The organism is Mycobacterium sp. IDUB_9 (genome assembly GCF_055419505.1).
Genome location: NZ_JBVAXU010000007.1, coordinates 168992 through 190066, shown reverse-complemented (window position 1 = coordinate 190066; position 21075 = coordinate 168992). Strand labels below are relative to the sequence as shown.

At 65.0% G+C, this 21075-nt stretch carries 19 protein-coding genes; 9 read left to right on the top strand and 10 right to left on the bottom strand.

From position 1 onward, the window contains the following. Positions 1–71: 71 nt before the first annotated feature. Positions 72–2501: a CaiB/BaiF CoA transferase family protein gene (locus ACZY08_RS25540; RefSeq protein WP_463747398.1), complete on the top strand. Its 2430-nt coding sequence runs from the start codon at positions 72–74 to the stop codon at positions 2499–2501. Between the two features lie 7 nt (positions 2502–2508). Here the strand turns inward: ACZY08_RS25540 and ACZY08_RS25535 are convergent, their stop codons facing one another. After that, positions 2509–3786 (bottom strand): hypothetical protein, encoded by a 1278-nt coding sequence (locus tag ACZY08_RS25535; RefSeq protein ID WP_463747397.1) that lies wholly within the window; start codon positions 3784–3786, stop codon positions 2509–2511. A gap of 39 nt (positions 3787–3825) precedes the next feature. Here ACZY08_RS25535 and ACZY08_RS25530 point away from each other — a divergent pair, with 39 nt between their 5' ends. Beyond that, the gene (locus tag ACZY08_RS25530) at positions 3826–4650 is read left to right on the top strand and encodes an SDR family NAD(P)-dependent oxidoreductase (RefSeq protein ID WP_463747396.1); all 825 of its coding nucleotides are present in this window, start codon (positions 3826–3828) and stop codon (positions 4648–4650) included. Here the strand turns inward: ACZY08_RS25530 and ACZY08_RS25525 are convergent. Then, a complete protein-coding gene (locus ACZY08_RS25525) occupies positions 4643–5488 on the bottom strand; it encodes a mycofactocin-coupled SDR family oxidoreductase (protein ID WP_463747395.1) in 846 nt (281 codons plus the stop codon). The two genes, ACZY08_RS25530 and ACZY08_RS25525, sit on opposite strands and share 8 nt — an antisense overlap. 465 nt (positions 5489–5953) lie before the next feature. Then, positions 5954–6673 carry a TetR/AcrR family transcriptional regulator gene (locus tag ACZY08_RS25520; protein WP_463747394.1) on the bottom strand — a complete coding sequence of 240 codons (720 nt, stop codon included), beginning with the start codon at positions 6671–6673 and terminating at the stop codon, positions 5954–5956. Between the two features lie 205 nt (positions 6674–6878). Between ACZY08_RS25520 and ACZY08_RS25515 the strand changes: the two genes are divergently transcribed. Further along, positions 6879–7661 (top strand): enoyl-CoA hydratase, encoded by a 783-nt coding sequence (locus tag ACZY08_RS25515; protein WP_166905631.1) that lies wholly within the window; start codon positions 6879–6881, stop codon positions 7659–7661. Between the two features lie 16 nt (positions 7662–7677). Continuing rightward, positions 7678–9162 carry an adenylate/guanylate cyclase domain-containing protein gene (locus ACZY08_RS25510; protein WP_463747393.1) on the top strand — a complete coding sequence of 495 codons (1485 nt, stop codon included), beginning with the start codon at positions 7678–7680 and terminating at the stop codon, positions 9160–9162. A 94-nt stretch (positions 9163–9256) separates the two neighbouring features. On the opposite strand, the gene ACZY08_RS25505 is transcribed toward ACZY08_RS25510, so the two are convergent. The 7 genes from ACZY08_RS25505 to ACZY08_RS25475 all read right to left on the bottom strand — a co-directional run bounded on the left by ACZY08_RS25505 (position 9257) and on the right by ACZY08_RS25475 (position 15111). Further along, positions 9257–10006 carry an acyl-CoA dehydrogenase family protein gene (locus tag ACZY08_RS25505; protein ID WP_463747509.1) on the bottom strand — a complete coding sequence of 250 codons (750 nt, stop codon included), beginning with the start codon at positions 10004–10006 and terminating at the stop codon, positions 9257–9259. A gap of 61 nt (positions 10007–10067) precedes the next feature. Next, complete coding sequence (locus ACZY08_RS25500) at positions 10068–11192, bottom strand: acyl-CoA dehydrogenase family protein (protein WP_463747392.1); 1125 nt, start codon at positions 11190–11192, stop codon at positions 10068–10070. 52 nt (positions 11193–11244) lie between these two features. Beyond that, entirely contained in the window at positions 11245–11691 is a 447-nt protein-coding gene (locus tag ACZY08_RS25495) for a nuclear transport factor 2 family protein (protein ID WP_463747391.1), read from the bottom strand. Further along, on the bottom strand, positions 11675–12901 hold the full coding sequence (locus ACZY08_RS25490) for a metal-dependent hydrolase family protein (RefSeq protein WP_463747390.1): 1227 nt from the start codon (positions 12899–12901) through the stop codon (positions 11675–11677). The genes ACZY08_RS25495 and ACZY08_RS25490 overlap by 17 nt, the downstream gene beginning before the upstream one ends. 2 nt (positions 12902–12903) lie before the next feature. Further along, a complete protein-coding gene (locus ACZY08_RS25485) occupies positions 12904–13248 on the bottom strand; it encodes a hypothetical protein (protein WP_463747389.1) in 345 nt (114 codons plus the stop codon). Beyond that, positions 13241–14560 carry an aromatic ring-hydroxylating oxygenase subunit alpha gene (locus tag ACZY08_RS25480; RefSeq protein ID WP_463747388.1) on the bottom strand — a complete coding sequence of 440 codons (1320 nt, stop codon included), beginning with the start codon at positions 14558–14560 and terminating at the stop codon, positions 13241–13243. The genes ACZY08_RS25485 and ACZY08_RS25480 overlap by 8 nt, the downstream gene beginning before the upstream one ends. 20 nt (positions 14561–14580) lie before the next feature. Beyond that, positions 14581–15111 carry a carboxymuconolactone decarboxylase family protein gene (locus ACZY08_RS25475; protein ID WP_463747387.1) on the bottom strand — a complete coding sequence of 177 codons (531 nt, stop codon included), beginning with the start codon at positions 15109–15111 and terminating at the stop codon, positions 14581–14583. A gap of 237 nt (positions 15112–15348) precedes the next feature. On the opposite strand from ACZY08_RS25475, the gene ACZY08_RS25470 reads away from it, so the two are divergent. Genes ACZY08_RS25470 through ACZY08_RS25450 form a run of 5 tightly spaced genes read left to right on the top strand, consistent with a single transcriptional unit; the run spans position 15349 to position 21075 of the window. Then, positions 15349–16647, top strand: a complete 1299-nt coding sequence (locus ACZY08_RS25470) for an amidohydrolase family protein (RefSeq protein WP_463747386.1) — start codon at positions 15349–15351, stop codon at positions 16645–16647. A 40-nt stretch (positions 16648–16687) separates the two neighbouring features. Continuing rightward, a complete protein-coding gene (locus ACZY08_RS25465) occupies positions 16688–17866 on the top strand; it encodes an acyl-CoA dehydrogenase family protein (protein ID WP_463747385.1) in 1179 nt (392 codons plus the stop codon). A 16-nt stretch (positions 17867–17882) separates the two neighbouring features. Beyond that, positions 17883–18641, top strand: coding sequence for an SDR family NAD(P)-dependent oxidoreductase (locus ACZY08_RS25460; protein WP_463747384.1), 759 nt, complete (start codon positions 17883–17885; stop codon positions 18639–18641). A 4-nt stretch (positions 18642–18645) separates the two neighbouring features. Further along, a complete protein-coding gene (locus tag ACZY08_RS25455; RefSeq protein ID WP_463747383.1) occupies positions 18646–19896 on the top strand; it encodes a CaiB/BaiF CoA transferase family protein in 1251 nt (416 codons plus the stop codon). A 21-nt stretch (positions 19897–19917) separates the two neighbouring features. Continuing rightward, positions 19918–21075 (top strand): thiolase family protein, encoded by a 1158-nt coding sequence (locus tag ACZY08_RS25450; RefSeq protein WP_463747382.1) that lies wholly within the window; start codon positions 19918–19920, stop codon positions 21073–21075.

Genomic DNA, 21075 nt, shown 5'->3' with positions numbered 1-21075 from the left:
CGAAACGGCATTCCAGCAGAGAAAGTCCGAGTGTCGGCCTGCTGGAATGCGGTTTCGGCGAGAGAGCGGATATGACACCACCACCACTTGACGGCTACACCGTCATCGACCTGTCCAGCGGGATCGCTGGGGCGTACGCCACCAAGATTCTCGCCGACGGCGGCGCGGATGTGATCAAAGTCGAAGCGCCCGGGGGTGACCCGCTGCGTCGCTGGTCGGCGTCGGGCGCGCATATCGGCCCGGACGAGGACGGCGCGTTGTTCGGCTACCTGGCCGGTGGTAAACGCAGTGTGATCGTTGACCAGGAGGCCTCCGGTGACCGAGAGCTGCTCGACCGGTTGGTGGCCGCAGCTGATGCGGTGATCTGGTCGCCGGAATCAGTCGTTGCGCAGTCGGTTGCGCCCGAAGACGTATTTCGGCGCTACCCACATCTGATCGTCACCACGATCACGCCGTTCGGGTTGGACGGTCCGTGGAGCGGCCGGCCCGCCACGGAGTTCACGCTTCAGGCATGGTCGGGCGGGGCGATCGGAATCGGCCGTGGTGTGCAGGACCGGGCACCCGTGTCCATCGGGGGCCAAGTGGGCGAGTGGTTGGCCGGTGCCTACGCGGCAGCGATGACCCTGGCGTTCCGGGCACGTGCGCTGCGCGACGGCCACGGCGAGCTGGTGGACCTGTCGGCGTTGGAGGCGCAGATCCTGGGCCTGACCTATTACCCGGTTACCTACTTCGAAATGCTGGGCCGCCCGTGGCGCAGCGAGCGCAGGCCCACTGTTCCCGGGGTTGCCGAGGCGGCCGACGGCCTGGTGGCGCTCGGATGCGGTACCGCCCAGCAGTGGTGGGACCTGTGCGCGATGTCGGGCCACGACGAGTGGATCGACGAGAACTCCGAACTCACCATCACCGAACAAGCCAATCTGCATGCGGAGGAGCTTTTTGCGTGGGTGCGTGAGCAGCAGGCCGAAGAACTCCGCGACCTGGCAGCGGCCTTCCGGATCCCGAACTCACCGGTCGGCAACGGTGAAAACATCACCGCCATGGACCATTTCGTGGAGCGGAAGGCGTTTGTCCGCAATCCACAGCACGGGTTCACCCAGCCCGCCGCGGCGTACCGGCTGTCCGGTGTGTCGCTGCGGGAGGCGGCGCCGGCTCCCCGGCTCGGCGAGCACACCGGGGAGATCCGGGCGGCCGAGCTGAGTCCGCGCGAAGTCCCGGCCGGTGAGCCGAGAGGCGATCGGTTGCCGTTCAGCGGGTTACGGGTGCTCGACATGACCACGTTCTGGGCCGGACCCTCGTGTACCCATCCGCTCGGCATGCTGGGCGCCGAGGTGATCCATCTGGAGTCGACCCCGCGCCCGGACGGCACTCGGTTGATCGCGGGTATCCCGGCCACCGTGGAGCAGTGGTGGGAGCGCTCACCGATCTTCAGTGCGCTCAACACCAACAAGAAGGGCCTCACGCTGGATTTCCAGACGGAGCAGGGCCGGGATCTGTTGCGCCGGCTGATCGCCACCTGTGACGTGGTGGTGGAGAATTTCACCCCGAGGGTGATCGAACAGATCGGCCTCGATTTCGATTCGCTGCGGCAGTTGCGCGAGGACATCATCATGGTGCGCATGCCCGGTTTCGGGCTCGATGGGCCGTGGCGGGACAACCCGGCATTCGCGTACATCATCGAAGACGCCTCGGGGCTGAGCTGGCTCACCGGTTACCCGGATCGCACTCCGTTCGAACCGTATTCGATCGGCGATCCCAATGCCGGGGTGCACGCGCTGTCGGCACTGATGTTCGCACTCGAGCACCGCCGCCGCACAGGAGAGGCGGTGCTGGTGGAGGCCGCGATGGTCGACGCCGCGCTCAACATCGCTGCCGAGCAGGTCATCGAGTACTCGGCGTACGGTGCTCTGCTGCAGCGAGACGGCAATCGCGGGCCGGCCGCGGCGCCGCAGAACATCTACCAGAGCGCTGATATCGATGAGTTCGGCCGCGCCGACAGTTGGGTCGCCATCGCAGTCAGTACCGATGCCCAGTGGACGGCATTGCGTACCGCGATCGGGCAGCCGGATTGGGCCATGGTCCCGGGACTGGATTCCGCTGCTGGGCGCCGGGCCCACCACGATCTGGTCGATGAGAAGCTGGCCGCCTGGTGTCTACCCCGAAGCGGCGACGAGATCGTCGAAACCTTGTGGCCGGCCGGTGTGCCGGTGGCCAAGGTGATGCAGCCGCATCGTCAGCTCGAGCTGCCGCAGCTGCGGTTCCGGCAGTTCTTCGAACACGTCGGGCATCCGGTCAACAACGCCGCGCCGCACAGCACCCTGCCAGTCTCGTTGGCCAACGGCCCACGGGCGTTGCATCGGCGGGCCGCGCCGCTGCTCGGCGAGCACAATCACGAACTACTGTCCGAGCTGGGGCTGTCCGACGACGAGATCGCCGCACTGGCCGCCGATGGCGTGATCGGGACCGAACCGGGGGTGGGCGGACGCCGCAAGGCGGCTCGCTGAGGCAGGCTCAACCCCGCTGGAACCCGTCGATCAACGCTCCGAAATCTTCTGTGTTCCATAGATGCAGGACGTTGCTCAGCATCAGCAGCTGCGCCCGAACCGGCTCGTTGTCGGCAATCCGCGGGTCGAAGCGGTCAATTTGTTCTTCGGGCAGTGCCGGCTCAAGGTGGGCGGGCGCGTCGAGTAACCAGGCCACACCCATCACCGCGGCGTACAGCATGAGCTGAGTGCGTAGCCTGACGAGGTCGAGTTCCGGCCCTCCAGCGGACATGAACTCGGCGGCGAAATGATTCAGGAGCGCATCGAGGTGCTGGTCCCAGAGTTCGGTCTCGGCGCTACAGAGTGAACCCCACAGGGCCATCGCGACATTCATCACGCTCACGCAACCCCAGTCCATCAGCCCGCATCCCGACATCCCGTCCGGTTCGGCCCAGAACCAGGCGTTGTCGACGTTGGCGTTCCAGTGGCACAACGCGACCTGGTCGTCAGTGGAGTGCAGCCAGGACATGATGGCGTCCTCGGCCGCGGCGATCCGGGCCACGTCGGCGAGCATTCGGGCCGTGAACTCTGGCTGTCCGACTGCCGGCGGCAGCAACGCCGGGTACCTCATGGCGAATGCGACCAGCCGGTGAACCTGCTCGGTGAGTTCGGAGGGGGAGTGGCGCACCCGGCTGCCGACCGTCACTTTGGCCGCATCGTAAAGGAATCGGTGGGCAGTGGTATCGGGAAGGACCCCGGCTTGGTGGGCGCCGGCCAACCGGGCGACCGATGTCAGCAGAACCCGGTAGTGGCCGAGGGGATCGGGCATCCGGTAGTCGAGGCATTTGTCGTAGTGCGGTTCAATGCCGGCCTTACCGAATGAGATCCGCTCGGTCAACAGCATCCCGGTGCACGAGGCTTGGTGGTAGTCGGCGAATAGACACAGCGGCACCACGATGGGCAGCTTGGTTTCGGCCGTCAGCGCTCCGAATGCCACCTCGAGCTCCATTTGCGATTTGCCCCGATCGCGCCGCGGGCTGTCGAAGTCGCGGGAGAACTTCACGAAGAGTTCGGTGGGTAGTCCGTTGGCCGGATCCGCGTAACACACATCCAGTAGGGCCTTGCGCCCGGTACTTCCTCCAGAGCAGTCCTCGAAGCGGGTGATCGCGCTGACCCGGTCGCCTTTTGGGAGAACGTTGAAAGCATGCAGTGCTGCGGTCAGGAAGCCGGGGCCGGTTTCGCGCAGGGTGTCCGGATCGGCCGGAAATCGCAGCCCGGTATTGTCCCCGGTTACCCAACGTTGCATCTAGCGTCCCGATCCGTCGCACCGCTAACGTCAATGACCATGGCTATCAATCCTTCTGACATTCTGCTCACCGGACAGGTGGCTGTCGTCACCGGCGGCGGCTCCGGTATCGGCCGGGGTATTGCCGCCGGCCTGGCAGCGTTCGGGGCCTCGGTGGCGATCTGGGAACGCAACCAGGAGAGCTGTGCTGATGCCGCGGCGTCGATCGGTGCACTGGGGGTTGTCACCGACGTGCGCGATGGCGAGCAGGTGGATGCCGCGCTGGCGCGGACCGCCGCCGAGTTGGGGCCGGTCCGCATACTGGTCAACAACGCCGGCGGTGTCTTCGCCTCGTCGCTGCTGGAGACCAGCGAGAACGGTTGGGATGCGCTCTACAAGAGCAATCTGCGCCATGTGCTGTTGTGCACACAGCGGGTGGCACGTCGGCTGGTGGCCGACGAATTGCCCGGCAGCATCATCAATCTCACGTCGATCGAGGGAGTGCGTGCGGCCCCCGGCTATGCCGCGTACGCGGCAGCGAAGGCCGGCGTCATCAACTACACGCAGACCGCGTCGTTCGAGCTTGCGCCGCACAACATCCGGGTCAACGCGATCGCACCCGATCTCACCCTCACCGAGGGACTCATGGCTCTCTCGCCAGACGGGCCGCCGCCGGGTATCGCTGATGCCATCCCGCTGGGCCGGGCCGGGCACGTCGACGAAATCGCGGGGGCGGCAGTCTTTCTGGCGTCCGGCCTGTCCGGCTACGTCACCGGACAGACGCTTCACGTCGACGGTGGCACTCGGGCTGCGGGTGGCTGGTACCGCCACCCGCAGACCGGTGCGGCAACACTCGGTCCGGGCGCAGGCTCCGGACCTACTTGAGGCAGCTTCCCGCGTCGACCGGCAGCGTCACACCGGTGACGTAGCGGGCCTCGTCGGAGGCCAGGAACAGCACGGCGTTGCTGATGTCCACGGCCTCGACCCACGGGATGGGCAGCGTGTGGAACAGCTGGCAGATCGGCGCCATGTCGTCGGGACCCGGGTTCTCCAGGTCGGGCCGGAACATCTTGAATGTGCCGTCATTGTGGAGCATCGGAGTTGCGACATGCGTGGGATGCACGCTGTTGCAACGGATATTGTGCTGACCAAGCTCCACGGCGAACCCGCGCATCAGGCCGACTACGCCGTGCTTGGCGGCAACGTAGTTACCGCAATGCGGGTAGGCCTTGAGTCCGCCGACCGAGCTGGTCAGGATGATCGATCCGCCGTTGCCGCCCTTGATCAGGTGCGGCACACCGGCTTTGACCGACTTCCAGACGCCTGACAAGTTGATGTCGATCATCTCGTCCCAGTCCAACTCGCTGGTCTCGTGCAGGACGTCGCCGCCGTTGCCGATACCGGCGTTGGCCACGATGATGTCGAGGCGACCGAGCTGCTCGACACCGCTGTCCACGGCGGCCTTGATCGCATCGGCGTCGCGGACGTCGACCTCGGCGGTGACGACACGGCGGTTGAGTCCCTTGATGAGATTCGCGGTCTCGGCCAGGTCGTCGGTGGTGGAGGCCGGGATGGCGGTCTCCACGCCGGGTCGGATCGGTCCACAGATGTCGATCGCGATGATGTCGGCGCCCTCCTGCGCCAGCCGTACCGCGTGGCTACGCCCCTGGCCGCGGGCCGCGCCGGTGACGAACGCGACCTTGCCTTCCACCCGTCCAGTCATTGATTACCCCAGTTCTGTTTTTCGTGTCTGCCACATGGTTCGGTGAAATACTGTGCACCTGCTCAGCAACTCTGTCACCGCGTCGCCCGTCATGTCAACGACAGATACGTTTCAGGCAATTTGTACTCTTCGCTTAGGAGAATTGACTTCTCAGGCTCACCATGGCGACGGCGATCAGCGGCAGATCCACGTCGAGTGGATGCCGGGGGCGCATCGGCCATCCACCGGTGGCGTCATCCGGTGGTCTCCAAGGCTGCACAGTGAGCCGGCACAGCGCCGACCTGGTCGGCGCTAGAGACGTGAACAGCGGTCAGTTGCGGGGTGTGATGCTCGATGATCGAGCGCGACGGCTGGGTTCCGATGGTGCCGGTTGCCCGTTGCGCGACGCGGTATCGGTGAGTCCGGAGATCGGACACACGCGTGGATGCAAGGAGAATTCTGTCTCTACGAGAACAAAGTTCTCAACTAGCTGGCGGCGAATCCGTTCGCGCAGAAATCCCAGACCTCGTCGGCGCTGATCGGGCGCATCGATGCTTCGTCGGCACCGCCGCTCGATTGCGCGACGAACATCACCGTCTGCATGGTCATCGCCGCCATCCGCCGCGGGTTGATCCCCGAGCGCAGCTGACCGGCCTCGGAGGCTTCCTCCATGAGCTCGGTGAGCAGGGCCAACAGTGGAGCGTGGGCGACCTTCACCTCGGACGGGTGCGACACCAACAGCCGGGGTGCGAAGTCCGTGAACAGCGGACGCCTGGCGGCAGGATCCGGCCTGGAAGATTCGAAGAGCAGCTGAATGGCGACTTTGAGTCGCTCGATCGGCTCGCCCTGGGTGGAGGTGGCCGCACGGATCTGCTCGGCCGAGCGGCTCAGCGCGTCCTCGAACAGCGCCAGCAGAAGCTCGTGCTTACCGTCGAATTGCAGGTAAAAGCTCCGCAACGACTGGCGGGAGCGGTCGACGACCTCCTGGACCGTGAAGTCGGTGCTGCCCTTTTCGATGATGATCGCCTGGGCGGCGTCCAGGAAGCGTTGCACGCGCTGCGCGGCGCGCAGTTTGGCGGTTTTGATCGACCGTTCGACCGCTCGTTGCTTCCAAGCGGGCTCTTCGCCAGCAGTGGTCACTGGCCGCTCCGACGCTTGTCGAGTGGGGAGAACATGAACAGACTGTACCGGAGAACGCCTTGCCATCGTGGTGCCAGACCCCCTCGCGGTCAACGTGTCGGAGATTGTAACTTTCGTACTGCGAGAATAGTATTCTCATGAAGGGAATTATAGAAGTCCTTTGAGAAGAAGGGTTTCGCATCAAAATTGGCGCCACCGGGGCGCTTTCTGCCGGCGGTTGCCGCATCGCGAAGACGGCTGTCGGCTGGCAGCGGCAAGCAGAAGGAAACACGTGTACATCGACTACGACGTCGCCGATTCGATCGCCACGATCACGCTGAACCGGCCGGAAGCCGCCAACGCGCAGAACCCCGAACTTCTCGACGAGCTCGACGCCGCCTGGACCAGGGCCGCGGACGACCGCGAGGTGAAGGTGATCGTGCTGCGGGCCAACGGCAAGCACTTCTCCGCAGGCCATGACCTGCGTGGCGGAGGCCCGGTGCCCGACAAGATCACGCTGGAGTTCCTCATCGAGCACGAGTCGCGGCGATACCTGGAATACACGCTGCGGTGGCGCAATGTGCCCAAGCCATCGATCGCCGCAGTGCAGGGGCGCTGCATCTCTGGCGGCCTGCTGCTCTGCTGGCCGTGCGATCTGATCCTGGCCGCCGATGACGCGCTGTTCTCTGACCCGGTGGCGCTGATGGGTATCGGCGGCGTCGAATACCACGGTCACACCTGGGAGCTCGGCGCCCGCAAGGCCAAGGAAATCCTGTTCACCGGCCGGGCGCTCACGGCGGAGGAGGCGGAGCGCACCGGCATGGTGAACCGGGTGGTGCCGCGCGCAGAACTCGACGCCCAGGCCGCGGAACTGGCCGCGCAGATCGCTCAGATGCCGGCATTTGCCTTGCGTCAGGCCAAGCGCGCAGTCAACCAGACCCTCGACGTACAGGGGTTCTACGCGGCCATCCAATCTGTGTTCGATATTCACCAGACTGGGCACGGCAATGCGCTTAGCGTCAGCGGATGGCCGGTACTGATGGATATCGACGGAATGAAGCAGAACATCAAGTAGGCCTGGGCCTCTGAAGATGGGGGCGATCCGGCTCAGCGTGAGTTACGCGGCCAGGCAGATCTACGCGCAGACCACCGCGGCGGCCGCCGTGACGCTCGTCGTGCTGGCTCTGAGCCGCAACACCGTGGGCGATGCGCGTGAGTTGCTGACCCAGGCGAATCTCGTCGCGCTGATCTCGCTGATGGTCGCGGCCGCGATCGTCGATACCGTCGTCGGTTGGGTCAACGTCCATCCGACGTTCAAATGGTTTGCAGCCGGGGAGGATCCGACTCCGCAGCAGCAGCGCGCCGCCATGCGCATCGCGCCGCGTCAGACCATCATCCAGTTCACCACGTGGGCGGTGAGCGCGCTTGTCTACACCCTGCTGAACCTCGACGCCGGGGGAGGCGTCGCCTACGTGATGGGCGGTGCGATCCTCTTCGGCGGCATCGCGGCCGCCTGCATGGGATTCCTGGTGACCCAACGCATGTTGCGGCCGATCGTCGCGGCTTCGCTGACCGCCTCTTCCTCCACGATGGTCCGCATGCCCGGCGTCCTGGCCCGGCTCATCACGATCTGGACCCTGTTCAGCGGGCTGCCCATGGTGGGGATCGCCTTGATCGTGTTGGCCCGTTCCAACGGTTGGTTCGTGCAGAAGACGGCGCCGGTCGAAGCCGCGGTGCTCGTGCTGGCCATCGTCTCGCTGGTCTTCGGCCTTCGATCGATGGTTCTGGTGGCGCGATCTGTCTCCGATCCGATCGGGGAGGTCGTGCTGGCCATGAAGGCCGTGGAACGAGGCTGGTCCGGTGTCTCGATCAAGGTGTACGAATCGTCGGAGATAGGCCGACTCCAGTACGGATTCAACCGGATGTTGGCCGGCTTGGCCGAGCGGAATCGGTTGCGTGATCTGTTCGGTCGGTACGTCGGAGTCGACGTGGCCCGTCATGCGCTGGAGCAGGGTGGTGCGGCGGTCAGCGGCGACGTCCGAGAGGCTGCCGTCCTCTACGTCGATCTGGTCGGCTCGACCGCGCTGGGTGCCTCGCGTCCGCCGCAGGAGGTGGCGCAGCTGCTCAACGGGTTCTTCAAGATCGTGGTGGACACAGTCGAGCGCCATCACGGCCTGATCAACAAGTTCGAGGGCGACGCCGTGCTTGCCGTGTTCGGTGCACCGCTGCGGCTGGACAATCCGGCGTCCTCGGCGCTGGCCACCGCGCGAGCGCTGGTGCCGAGGCTCCACGATCTACCGGATGTGGAGTTCGGCGTGGGCATTTCGTGCGGCTCGGTGTTCGCGGGGAACATCGGCGCCGAGAATCGCTACGAGTACACGGTGATCGGTGACGCGGTCAACGAAGCGGCGCGGCTGGCCGACCACGCCAAGGACCGCGAGTCGACTGTGTTGTGTTCGGGCAGTGCCCTGGCCCACGCCGACGCGGACGAGGGCGAACACTGGGTGGTGCGTGGCTCGACCGTGCTGCGTGGCCGCTCGACGGCCACGGTCTTCGCCGAACCGGTCACCCCTTAGGCGCGAGCAGTCCCCCGCAAGCGGGTGGGGCCCCCAGTAAACCTGCCCCTATTCGCGCGAAAAGGGCAGGTTTACGTCTGCTCGGCGAGGAGATCTAGAGCTGCGCCAGACGCGGCACGGTCCCGCGGGCGCGCAGCCCGGCGCCGGCTTTGCGGGTGAGTTCTCTTGAACTGCCCAGTAATCCGTCGAGCACCAGGACCCGCTTCACGTGGTTGTGCAGCTCGTGTTCCTCGGTGAAACCGATCCCGCCGAGCACCTGTTGGCAGTGCTTGGCCGCGGTCAGAGCGGCCTTGCCTGCGGCGGCCTTGGCCAGCAGCGAATTCAGGTCGACGTTGTCGGCGCCGGGCAGGCTCAGCGTCGCCTCGGCACCCTCGATGGCCACCAGCGTCTCGGCCAGTCGGTGCCGCACCGCCTGGAAAGATGCGATCGGCTTGCCGAACTGGACCCGGTCCAGTGCGTGCTGTCGCGCCAGCGCGAGCATTGCACGGGCGGAGCCCACCAGCCACCAGCCCAGCGCGCGGCGGGCCTCTGATATGCGGAGCAGCTGGCCGTCGGGTACTGGGCGCAGCGGCAGGCCGCCCATTGTCGAGGCGCTGCCGGCTTGGCCGTCCGCACGCTCCCATACCACCCAGGTGCCACCGGCATAGGGCATCGGCGGGGTACCGCCGGGCAGGCCGCCGATGGTCTCCAGCAGTACATCGTTGAGAATTGAGGCGTGCGAACCTGTTTCGCCCAGCAGCCGGAACACCAGCGGCATGGCGACCTCAGGCATGTCCGACAACATCTCGGCCCAACCGAGCTCGGCCAGGGCGGCGTCCAACTCGGCGCCCGAGACCGACAGCATGGTCTTGCGGAGGGCGTCTTCAAGCAGGCCCAGTGATTCGGTATCCAATTCGGTCACCAGATCACTCCTTCCCGAGGTCGAGCAGTCGGCGCGCGATGATGTTGCGCTGCACTTCGGCAGTGCCGCCATAGATCGTCGAGGCCCGCGAATACAGGTACTCCGTGCGCCATTCGGAATCTTCGAGCTCGATCACGCCGGGCAGCAGATTACGGGCGGCATCGTAGAGCAGTTGCTCGGCACCGGCCAACAAGACCTTGTCGATCGAGGTGTCCGGTCCGAGCTTGTGGCCCAGGGCCAGCCGGTGCTGGGTTGCCGCCGACCGGCACCGCAGCGTGTGCAGGGCCAGATAGACCTCGCCGAGGTCCGGATCCACCACCTGCCCTTGCCGTTTCACCGCTTCCACCAACGCGTCGAACCGTGAGTACAGGTAGGCGATGCGCTGCCAGAAGCAGGTCGAACGTTCGTAGGGCAGAAGGTCCATCGCCAGCTGCCAGCCGTCGCCGGGCTTGCCCAGCATCCGGCTCGGGTCGACCTCGACATCGTCGAAGTACACCTCACAGAACTCATCGACATCGTGCATGGTGCGCAACGGTCGCACGGTGATGCCGGGGGCGTCCGTATCGACGAAGAAGGCCGTGATCGCACGGTGGTTGGGTGTGTCCGCGTCGCCGGTACGGGTCAGCAGGATGCAGCGGCGGGAGTACTGGGCGAAGCTGGTCCAGACCTTCTGGCCGTTGATGACCCACTTGCCGTCCTCGCGCTGGACGGCGCGGGTGGTCAGCGACGCCAGGTCACTGCCCGAGCCGGGTTCGGAGAACCCCTGGCACCACTGCTCTTCGCCGGACAGGAGTTTCGGCACCATCTCGGCCGCCAGTTCCTCGGGCGCATAGTCGATCATCGTCGGCGTCAGCACTTCGAGCATCGAGTAGGGACCGGGTTCGGCCAGTCGGCGCCCCACTACCTCCTCGCCGACGATCGCACGCAGCATCGCCGGTCCTCCCAGACCGCCGGCGTGTTCGGGCCAGCCGTAACGGCTCCAGCCGCCGTCGTACAGCGCCTTCTGCACCCGGGCGTACTGGCGCATGTGACTTTCCAGCGAATCGTCATCCGGCGGTGTCAGATCATTTTCGGCGAGCCAATCCTGCAGCGCCGTACGGAATCTCGCCGGTTCGAACAGGTCGGTCATGCGGTTGCCTCCCATGCTCGGATCCCGCATTTCAGATCTGCGCTACGCTCGCTCATCCCGCTTCCGGCCTGCCGATCGCGTGCGGGCGGCCGTGGTCGTGATCGCCGTTGCGCCGGATGAAGGTCATCGCACGCGTCTTCAGCCGCCAGCCCTCGGCGGTCCGGACGTAGGTGTCGCGGTAGTAGCCGATCCGCATGTCGTGCTTGGAGTGCTCGATGAAGCACAGCGGCTGGGTTCCCGAAGCTGTATCGGCACCTTCCACCAGGTCGATCAGCGCGGTACCGGTCATGAACAGGCCTTTGGGGGCGGCGTCGACCAGGACCGGGAAGCGATTCAGCGTGTAGGTCTCGCCGAATGCGCTGTAGGTGCCGTCGGGGGTGAAAACACTGATGAGTCCGTCGATGTCGCCCTGGGTGATGGTCACCGCGTATTTGGCGAGCACCTGCTGGATCTCGATCAGATCCTCGGTCCGCGTTGGGGAATCAGTTGATGTGCTCATTGCGGAAGACCTTACCGCCTTTCATTACAAAATCCACACGCTGTGTAACGGTGATGTCTTCGAGTGGATTGCCCGGTACGGCGATGATGTCGGCCAGTAGTCCCTCGGCCAGCCGGCCGCGGTCGGTGACGTTGATCAAGTCGGCGGCCACCACGGTCGCGGCGCGCAGTACCGCGGCAGGCGGCATGCCCCACTCGACCAGCGTGACGAGCTCGTCGGCGTTCTTGCCGTGCGGGATGGCGGGCGCATCGGTGCCGACGGCGATCTTCACCCCGGCCTCGTATGCCGCCTTGATGGAGGTCTCGGCTTTCGGGAACATCTCGGCAGCTTTGTCCTGCAGCACCTTCGGGGCTTTCGACACGTCCATGGCCTGGGCCAGTCGGCGGGTGGTGACCAGGAAGCGGTCGTTGTCGACCAGCATCTGGATCGCCTCGTCATCCATCAGGAATCCGTGTTCGATGCAGTCGATGCCGCAGTCCACGGCATGCTTGACGGCTTCGGCGCCGTGGGTGTGGGCGGCGACCCGCAACCCGCGACGGTGCGCCTCGTCGACGATGGCCCGGAGCTCTTCGTCGGAATAGTGCTGTGCGCCGGCCTCGCCGGTGAGGGACATGACCCCGCCGGACACGCACACCTTGATCAGCTGGGCGCCGTGCTTGATCTGGTAGCGCACCGCCTTACGGATTTCGTCGACGCCGTTGGCGATGCCTTCCTCGACCGTCAGCTCGAGGGCGCCCGGCATGAACGCCGCGAACATCGTCGGATCCAGGTGCCCGCCGGTGGGGGTGATGGCGTGGCCGGCGGGGATGATGCGCGGACCGTCGATCCAGCCGGCGTCAATAGCCTTGCCGAGGGCGACGTCGAGCAGGTATCCGCCGGTCTTGACGAACAATCCGAGGTTGCGCACCGTGGTGAATCCGGCGCGCAGGGTGCGGCGAGCGTTGCCCACCGCGCGCAGCACGCGCGTCGGAGGATCGTCCTGCACCTGGGAAAGGCCCGGGTTCTCGCCCCGGCCGCCCATCAGCAGATTGACTTCCATGTCCATCAGGCCGGGCAGCAGGATCGAGTCACCCAGATCGATCACCTCGGAGCCGGTCGGAATCTCGCCTCCGACACCAACGATTCGGTCACCGTCGACACGGACAATGCCGGGGCGGATGATCGCCCCGGCATCGACGTCGAGCAGACCCGCAGCCTTGAGGGTCAGCATCCTCAGACCACCGGCTCCCGGGTGATCTCGACCCAGGCCGCACCGCTGTCGAGCACGCGCGGTTGCTTCCAGGCCTCCACCGGGAAACTCACCATCACGACCGACTGCATCAGATGCATGAGCCGCTTGGCGTCATCGGGCATGTCGTGCAACGGGAAACGGGCGTCCAGGTAGACCATGACCTCCTCGAGCCGAGCCAGGCCGACGTCGTAGAGATCTTGCATCTCCTCCATGGTCGAGGCCAGCCGCTTGGCGTAGCGCTCCGGCTCGGTGGCCAGGATCCAATCGCTGAAGCGCTCGAGGTCGGCGAATTCGGCCGGCAGCAGGGCTTCTTTGGTCTCAGACATGGGCAACGCTCCCGTTGGTCTTGGCGGCGGCCTTCTCGGCTTGGGCTGCTTTGTACTCGTCAACGTACTTGTGCGCGGTGTGGTGCAGGTGGCGCAGCAGGACCTCCTGGTCACACAGCGGGAACTCGGTGACCGCCCGGGTCCCGATCTGGGTCTGGGTGGCCTCCAGAGTGTTGGCGTCCTGCAGCGCGTACTCCTTGAAGGTCACCGCGGCCAGCTCCTGGCTCAGGCGCTGACGGGTGTTCTTCGGCGGTACGAAGTACAGGTTGGCCTCGAAGACGTGGCTGTCCACGCCTGTCGGCCAGTAGTTGTAGGTGAGGTACCAGCCCGGAACCCACAGCAGCAGAGTGAAGTTGGGGAAGAACTCGAAGGAGTCCTGGCCCCAGGTGGGCTGGCGCGCCGGGTTGACGGCCGGCGGGAGCTCGTCGGGCAGGATGCCCTTGATATCGGGGCGGTCCCAAGGGCCGAACAGACCGCTGTGCAGGATCCGCTCGATGGGCTTGACCATGTTGAGGTCCTTGGGCGGGGACATGCCACCCCAGGAGGAGATCATCGAGTGATCGCCCTTGATGTCGTAGTGCAGCGCCTCGAAGCCGACCTTGGCGAGCTTCTCGGCTTCCTCCTTGGTCGCCTGCTTCATGTGCAGGATCGGCGCGTGATAGAACTCGATGAACGCGTCGATGAACAGCTTCCAGTTCGCCTTGATCTCGGACTTGTAGCTGTAGACCTCGGTCATCTCGTGGAACGGGTAGCCCTCGAGACCCTTCCCGAAATCGCCCATCGACTCGACCAGCGGCTTGGCGTCATCGTCGAAGTTGACGAAGATGAAGCCTTCCCACACCTCGCAGCGGACCGGCTTGAGCGGGTAGTCCGCCTTGTCGACGTCGAAGAACTCCTGCTCCTGCTGGATGAAGGTCAGATCACCCTTCAGGTCATAGCGCCACGCGTGGTACTTGCAGGTGAACTGACGGCAGCTGCCCGAGACTTCCTCGCCCGGGTAGTCGTTCCAGACCAGCTTGTTGCCGCGATGCCGGCACAGATTGTAGAAGGCATGGATCACGCCTTCCTTGTCCTTGTTGATGATGATGGACGTGCCCGTACCCACCGACGGCATTTCACGCGTGAAGTAGCTACCGGCCTTGGGCAGCCGTTCGACACGCCCTACGTGCAGCCAGGTCTTGCGGAAGATGGCTTGCTGCTCCAGTTTCCAGTGCTCGGGATCGATCGAATCGGTGTAATCGACCGGGGCGGTGCCCAATTCGGGCCAGTTCTCGGTCCAGCTACCGACAGCCGGCTTCGGGAAGTGCGCCATTGTCTCCTCTTTCTTTCAGGTTAGTGGCCGGATTCCGGCGCGATTCCAAAGGTGTTGTAGGCCATGGCCATCACGCCATAACCGCCGATTGTGAAAACCAGGTCCATGCGCTGACGTTCGGAGAGGTGCTCGCTCAGTGCAGCCCAGGTGACGTCCGATATCTCGGACTGGCCGTCGAGTTCGTCGACAGAGTCGAGCACGAGTTGATCCAGGGGAGTGGAGCCTTGGCCGCTCGTGGAGCTGGCGATCTGTTCATCGGTGAGCCCCTCGGCCTTACCGATGAAGGCGTGGTGCGTCCATTCGTACTCGCATTGCTTACGGTGGGCGATCCGCAGGATGGCCAATTCACGCATCTGCGGTTCCAGGGTCGAGCGGAACAGCAGGTGATTGCTGAACCGCAGGAAAGCCTTGGTCAGCGCCGGATGGCGGGCCAGTGTCGACAGTGCGGTGCCCGCTCCCTCAGGATTCAGCCGCTCTTCCGGAAGCATGACCGACAGTGCTCGTCGCACGTCGTCATCCCACTCCTCGGCGGGCAAGGGGGCCAAGCGCACGGGGTGGTTCTCCTCTCGATTGACCCGTCAGTGACTCTCGGTGACGAGAATCAGGTTCTCATTTCCGACTAACAGGTTTCCACCTTTTGTGCCGATGGTCAACAAGAACGCCTCAGGTTGTGCCGCGACCTGGCCAAATCTCCTTGTCAGCCCCGTCAGACATTGATTCTCTCCAGATGAGAAGCTAGTTTCCTCTCATAGAGAATCAATGTGACCGCGGGTGAACGGAGCGAGGCAGTGAACAAAGACGACATGATCCTGATCAGCGTCGATGACCACATCATCGAACCGCCCAACATGTTCAAGAACCATCTGCCGGCCAAGTACCGAGATGAGGCGCCTCGTCTGGTGCACAACCCGGACGGCAGCGACACCTGGCAGTTCCGTGACACCGTGATCCCGAATGTGGCGCTCAACGCCGTGGCGGGGCGGCCCAAGGAGGAGTACGGCCTTGAGCCTCAGGGGCTGGATGAGATCCGCAAGGGGTGTTATGACCCGAACGAGCGGGTCAAGGACATGAATGCCGGCGGCGTGCTGGCGACGATGAACTTCCCGTCATTCCCGGGTTTCGCCGCGCGGTTGTTCGCCACCGAGGATGCCGAGTTCTCGCTGGCGTTGGTCCAGGCCTACAACGACTGGCACATCGACGAGTGGTGTGGGTCCAACCCGGGGCGCTTCATTCCGATGGCGATTCCCGCGATCTGGGATCCACAGCTGTGTGCCGCCGAGATCCGGCGGGTATCGAAGAAGGGCGTGCACTCGCTGACCTTCACCGAGAACCCGTCGACGCTGGGCTACCCGTCCTTCCACGACCTGGAGTACTGGAAGCCGTTGTGGGAGGCCCTCGTCGACACCGACACCGTGATGAACGTGCATATCGGGTCGTCGGGCAAGCTCGCGATCACCGCCCCGGATGCGCCGATGGACGTGATGATCACGTTGCAGCCGATGAATATCGTGCAGGCCGCCGCGGACCTGTTGTGGTCGGCGCCGATCAAGGCCTACCCGGACCTCAAGATCGCGTTGTCCGAGGGTGGCACGGGCTGGATTCCGTACTTCTTGGACCGGGTGGACCGCACCTATGAAATGCACTCGACGTGGACGCACCAGGACTTCGGTGACAAGCTGCCCTCAGAGGTGTTCCGCGAGCACTTCATGACCTGCTTCATCTCCGACCCCGTCGGGGTGAAGAACCGCCACGAGATCGGCGTGGACAACATCTGCTGGGAGATGGACTACCCGCACAGTGACTCGATGTGGCCGGGCGCCCCCGAGGAATTGAGCGCGGTGTTCGACACCTACGACGTTCCCGACGACGAGATCAACAAGATGACTCACGAGAACGCCATGCGGCTGTACCACTTCGATCCGTTCGTGCACTTCCCCAAGGAGCAGGCGACCGTCGGTGCGCTGCGTAAGCAGGCCGAAGGTCATGATGTGGAGATCCGCGCCCTGAGCCATGAGCGAAGTGGTGACAAAGTCAGCTTCGCCGATTTTCAGGCCAACGCCAAAGTTGTTGCCGGCGCACAGGACTGATCCACCAGAACAGCTAGGAGAGCACACAGTGTCGGGCGGTATGAATTTCGAACTGACCGAGGACCAGCAGCTGATCCGCAAATCCGTTGCGGAGCTGGCGGGCAAGTTCGACGATCACTATTGGATGACCAAGGACCAGGCCCACGAGTTCCCTCAGGAGTTCTACGACGCCGTCGCCGGCGGGGGCTGGCTCGGGATGACGATCCCCGAGGAGTACGGCGGCCACGGGCTGGGAATCACCGAAGCCACCATCCTGGCCGAGGAGGTGGCCCGGTCCGGGGGCGCCATGAACGCGGCCAGCGCGATCCACATGTCCATATTCGGCATGCAGCCGGTGGTGGTGTACGGCTCTGAGGAAATGAAGAAGGAGACGCTGCCGCGCATCGTCAACGGTGATCTGCATGTGTGCTTCGGAGTCACCGAACCCGGTGCGGGCCTGGATACTTCGCGCATCACCACGTTCGCCAAGAAAGACGGCGACAGTTATGTGGTCAACGGCCGTAAGGTGTGGATCTCCAAAGCTCTCGAGTCCGAGAAGATTCTGCTGCTCACGCGCACCGAGTCCCGCGAGGACGTCGAGAAGCGCGGAGGAAAGCCGACCGACGGACTCTCGCTGTTCCTGACCGATCTCGACCGCGAACGCGTCGAGATTCGTCCCATCAACAAGATGGGACGAAACGCGGTGAGCTCCAACGAATTGTTCATCGACGATCTGCGGGTGCCGGCCGAGCACTTGATCGGCGAGGAGGGCAAGGGCTTCAAGTACATCCTGCACGGCCTCAACCCGGAGCGGATGCTGATCGCCGCCGAGGCGCTGGGCATCGGTCGGGTGGCGTTGGACCGTGCGGTCAAGTACGCCAACGAACGGGTGGTATTCGACCGGCCGATCGGCATGAACCAGGGCATCCAGTTCCCGCTGGCAGACTCGCTGGCCCGCCTCGATGCCGCCGAGCTCATCCTGCGCAAGGCCACCTGGCTCTACGACAGCGGCAAGCCGTGCGGTCGGGAGGCCAACATGGCCAAGTACTTGTGCGCCGATGCCGGATTCGGCGCGGCGGACCGCGCGCTGCAGACCCACGGCGGGATGGGTTACTCCGAGGAATACAACATCTCCCGATTCTTCCGGGAGTCCCGACTGATGAAGATCGCACCGGTGAGCCAGGAGATGATCCTGAACTTCCTTGCCGCCAACGTTCTCGGCCTGCCCAAGAGCTACTGAGGAGATATTCAATTCAATGAGGACCTATTTCGACCTGACCGGACGTTCGGCACTGGTCACCGGGGCCGGTGCCGGGATCGGCGCCGCAGTCTCGGAAGCGCTGGCCGCTGCCGGTGCGTCCGTACTGGTGACCGATATCAGCGGTGAGGCGGCCGCCAAGGTCGCGGAGCGCATCAATGGCGCGGGTGGCAAGGCCGATAGTGCCGCGCTGGACGTCAGTGACCGCGACGCCGCGGTGGCTGCCGCCGCCCAGGCTGCCGCACTCGCCGAGGGCAACCTGCACATCGTCGTCAACAATGCCGGCGTGACCGCGCCGGCGATGTTCCCCAAACTGACCGACGAGACGTTTCGGCTCACATTCGACATCCACGTGATGGGCACCTTCCATGTCACGCAGGCCGCGTTGCCGCACATCCCGACCGACGGCACCGGGCGCATCATCAACGTCACCTCGGCCGCCGGGATCACCGGCACCTTGGGTCAGGTGAACTACTCGGCGGCCAAGGCCGGCCTGATCGGCATCACCAAATCCCTGGCACGTGAGCTGGCGACCAAGAACATCATGGTCAACGCCCTGGCGCCACTGGCCGCCACACCGATGACGGAAACCATCCGTACCAACGAGAAGTTCGCGGCCAACATGATGAACCGCATCCCGCTCAAACGGTGGGCCGAGGCCGACGAGATCGCCGGCGCGTTCGTCTTCATGGCCTCCGATGCCGCGTCGTACATCACCGGGCAGGTATTGCCCGTCGATGGCGGCATGGTTATGTGACGTTGTGAGCGAGTTTACGAGCGAACCCTCGACGACGGACGGTTCCCACCTTCCGCTGACCGGTATCACCGTCATCGCCATGGAACAGGCGGTCTCGGCGCCCATGTGCACCCGGGTGCTCGCCGACTTCGGCGCCCGGGTGATCAAGATCGAGAACCCCAAGGGGGGCGACTTCGCCCGGGACTACGACGATGTCGTGCTGGGTCAGGCGGCCCACTTCGTCTGGGCGAACCGAGGTAAGGAATCGGTCACGCTCAACCTGAAGTCCCCGGAGGGGATGGAAATGCTGCACCGGTTGCTCGATGGTGCCGACGCGTTCGTGTCCAATCTCGCGCCCGGTGCCACCGCGCGCCTGGGACTCGGGCCCGAGGACCTCAAGGTGCGGCACCCACAGGTGATCCCGGTCGAGATCGACGGCTACGGCCCAGGCGGGCCACTGTCGCACAAGCGCGCCTACGACTTGCTGGTGCAGGCCGAGTCCGGATCATGCGCGTCGACGGGATATGCCGGGATGCCTGCCAAACCCGGTGCGGCGGTTGCTGATATCACCACCGGCCTGTATTCGGCGCTGTCCATCATGGCGCTGCTGCTCGGCCGGGCCCGTAACGGCGACACCGGTGCGGCGCCGGCCGTCGCGGTCAGCCTGTTCGACACGATGACCGACATCATGGGTTACCAGCTGGCCTACACCCAGCACTCGGGGATCGACCAGATTCCGCTGGGGATGAGTTCGCCGGCGGTGGCGCCCTACGGGGCCTTCGATACCCGCGACGGGCAGACGGTGGTGCTGGGGACCACCAACGACCGGGAATGGCAGCGGTTGGCCCGCGAGATCATCGAACGCCCCGATCTCGCCGACGACCCGCGTTTCGCCACGAATTCCGATCGCTGTGCTCACCGGGACGAGCTGAACAAGGCGATCGAATCATGGTGTGCCCAGCATGATCTCGTTGATATTCAACAGACTGCGGACGAGGCCGGGATCGGCAACTCGCGCTACAACCTGCCCAGTGAGGTCATCGACCATCCACACCTGAAGGCGCGGGACCGGTGGCGTCAGGTCGGCACTCCCAACGGGGAGATCTCCGCGCTGCTGCCGCCACCGGTGATCAGCGGCATGGAAATGGGTATGGGCGCGGTGCCGGGCCTCGGCGAGCACACCGATGCCATCCTGGGCGGGATCGGCGTGAGCGCCGAGCAGATCGCCGCGCTGCGTGAGCAGGGCGCGATCGGTCCCGCCTACCGGCAGTCCTAATCAACAGAAGCGGAGAAACCTATGCGCGAAACTGTCATCGTCGAAGCAGTCCGCACTCCGGTCGGCAAGCGCAACGGCGGCCTTTCCGGGTTCCACGCCGCCGACCTGTCAGCGCTGGTGCTCAACGCACTGGTGGAGCGGGCGGGTATCAGCCCCGACATCATCGACGACGTGGTCTGGGGTTGCGTCTCGCAGGTCGGCGATCAGTCCAGCAACATCGGCCGGTACTCGGTGCTGGCCGCGGGATGGCCCGAACACATCCCGGGCACCACGGTCAACCGTGCCTGCGGGTCCAGCCAGCAGGCACTGGATTTCGCGGTCCAGGCCGTGATGTCGGGCCAGCAGGATGTCGTCGTCGCCGGTGGGGTGGAGGTGATGAGCAAGGTCCCACTGGGGGCGGCCCGCTCGACCGGCATGCCGTACGGACCGAAAGCGCTTGACCGGTATAAGGGTTTTGCGTTCAACCAGGGCATCTCCGCCGAAATGATCGCGCAGAAGTGGGGTTTCAGCCGAACCCAGCTGGACGAGTACTCGGTGGCCTCCCACGAGCGGGCCGCGGCCGCCCAGGACCGCGGTGCCTTCGAGAACCAGATGATCACGGTTTTCCCGGATCCGGCCGACCAGGTGGACCCGGTGGTCGCCGACGAGGGCGTGCGTCGCGGCACAACGGTGGAGAAACTGGCCGGCCTCAAGCCTGCCTTCGCCGAGGACGGGGTGATTCACGCCGGCAACTCGTCGCAGATCTCCGACGGCGCCGCCGCGCTGCTGGTGATGACGGCTGAAGCGGCTGTGGCCATGGGCCTTTCGCCCATTGCGCGGTACCGCGCGGGCGCGGTGACCGGAGCGGATCCGGTGTTGATGCTGACCGGGCCCATCCCGGCCACCGAGAAGGTGTTGCACAAGGCCGGCGTGCGTCTCGACGAGGTGGGCGTGTTCGAGGTGAACGAGGCCTTCGCTCCGGTGCCGCTGGCCTGGTTGGCCGACACGGGAGCCGACGAAGCCAAGTTGAACCCGCTCGGCGGCGCCATCGCGCTGGGGCACCCGCTCGGCGCGTCCGGGGCAGTGTTGATGACCCGGATGATCAATCACATGCGCGACAACGGGATTCGTTACGGGTTGCAGACCATGTGTGAGGGCGGCGGTACCGCCAACGCCACGCTGGTCGAGCTCATCGACTGA

What these genes read in the sequence shown, in the direction of transcription:
- ACZY08_RS25540 (WP_463747398.1), top strand. Translation starts at nt 72, where the DNA reads ATGACACCACCACCACTTGACGGCTACACCGTCATCGACCTGTCCAGC.
- ACZY08_RS25535 (WP_463747397.1), bottom strand. Translation starts at nt 3,786, where the DNA reads ATGCAACGTTGGGTAACCGGGGACAATACCGGGCTGCGATTTCCGGCC.
- ACZY08_RS25530 (WP_463747396.1), top strand. Translation starts at nt 3,826, where the DNA reads ATGGCTATCAATCCTTCTGACATTCTGCTCACCGGACAGGTGGCTGTC.
- ACZY08_RS25525 (WP_463747395.1), bottom strand. Translation starts at nt 5,488, where the DNA reads ATGACTGGACGGGTGGAAGGCAAGGTCGCGTTCGTCACCGGCGCGGCC.
- ACZY08_RS25520 (WP_463747394.1), bottom strand. Translation starts at nt 6,673, where the DNA reads ATGGCAAGGCGTTCTCCGGTACAGTCTGTTCATGTTCTCCCCACTCGA.
- ACZY08_RS25510 (WP_463747393.1), top strand. Translation starts at nt 7,678, where the DNA reads ATGGGGGCGATCCGGCTCAGCGTGAGTTACGCGGCCAGGCAGATCTAC.
- ACZY08_RS25505 (WP_463747509.1), bottom strand. Translation starts at nt 10,006, where the DNA reads ATGCTGTCGGTCTCGGGCGCCGAGTTGGACGCCGCCCTGGCCGAGCTC.
- ACZY08_RS25500 (WP_463747392.1), bottom strand. Translation starts at nt 11,192, where the DNA reads ATGACCGACCTGTTCGAACCGGCGAGATTCCGTACGGCGCTGCAGGAT.
- ACZY08_RS25495 (WP_463747391.1), bottom strand. Translation starts at nt 11,691, where the DNA reads ATGAGCACATCAACTGATTCCCCAACGCGGACCGAGGATCTGATCGAG.
- ACZY08_RS25490 (WP_463747390.1), bottom strand. Translation starts at nt 12,901, where the DNA reads ATGCTGACCCTCAAGGCTGCGGGTCTGCTCGACGTCGATGCCGGGGCG.
- ACZY08_RS25485 (WP_463747389.1), bottom strand. Translation starts at nt 13,248, where the DNA reads ATGTCTGAGACCAAAGAAGCCCTGCTGCCGGCCGAATTCGCCGACCTC.
- ACZY08_RS25480 (WP_463747388.1), bottom strand. Translation starts at nt 14,560, where the DNA reads ATGGCGCACTTCCCGAAGCCGGCTGTCGGTAGCTGGACCGAGAACTGG.
- ACZY08_RS25465 (WP_463747385.1), top strand. Translation starts at nt 16,688, where the DNA reads ATGAATTTCGAACTGACCGAGGACCAGCAGCTGATCCGCAAATCCGTT.
- ACZY08_RS25460 (WP_463747384.1), top strand. Translation starts at nt 17,883, where the DNA reads ATGAGGACCTATTTCGACCTGACCGGACGTTCGGCACTGGTCACCGGG.
- ACZY08_RS25450 (WP_463747382.1), top strand. Translation starts at nt 19,918, where the DNA reads ATGCGCGAAACTGTCATCGTCGAAGCAGTCCGCACTCCGGTCGGCAAG.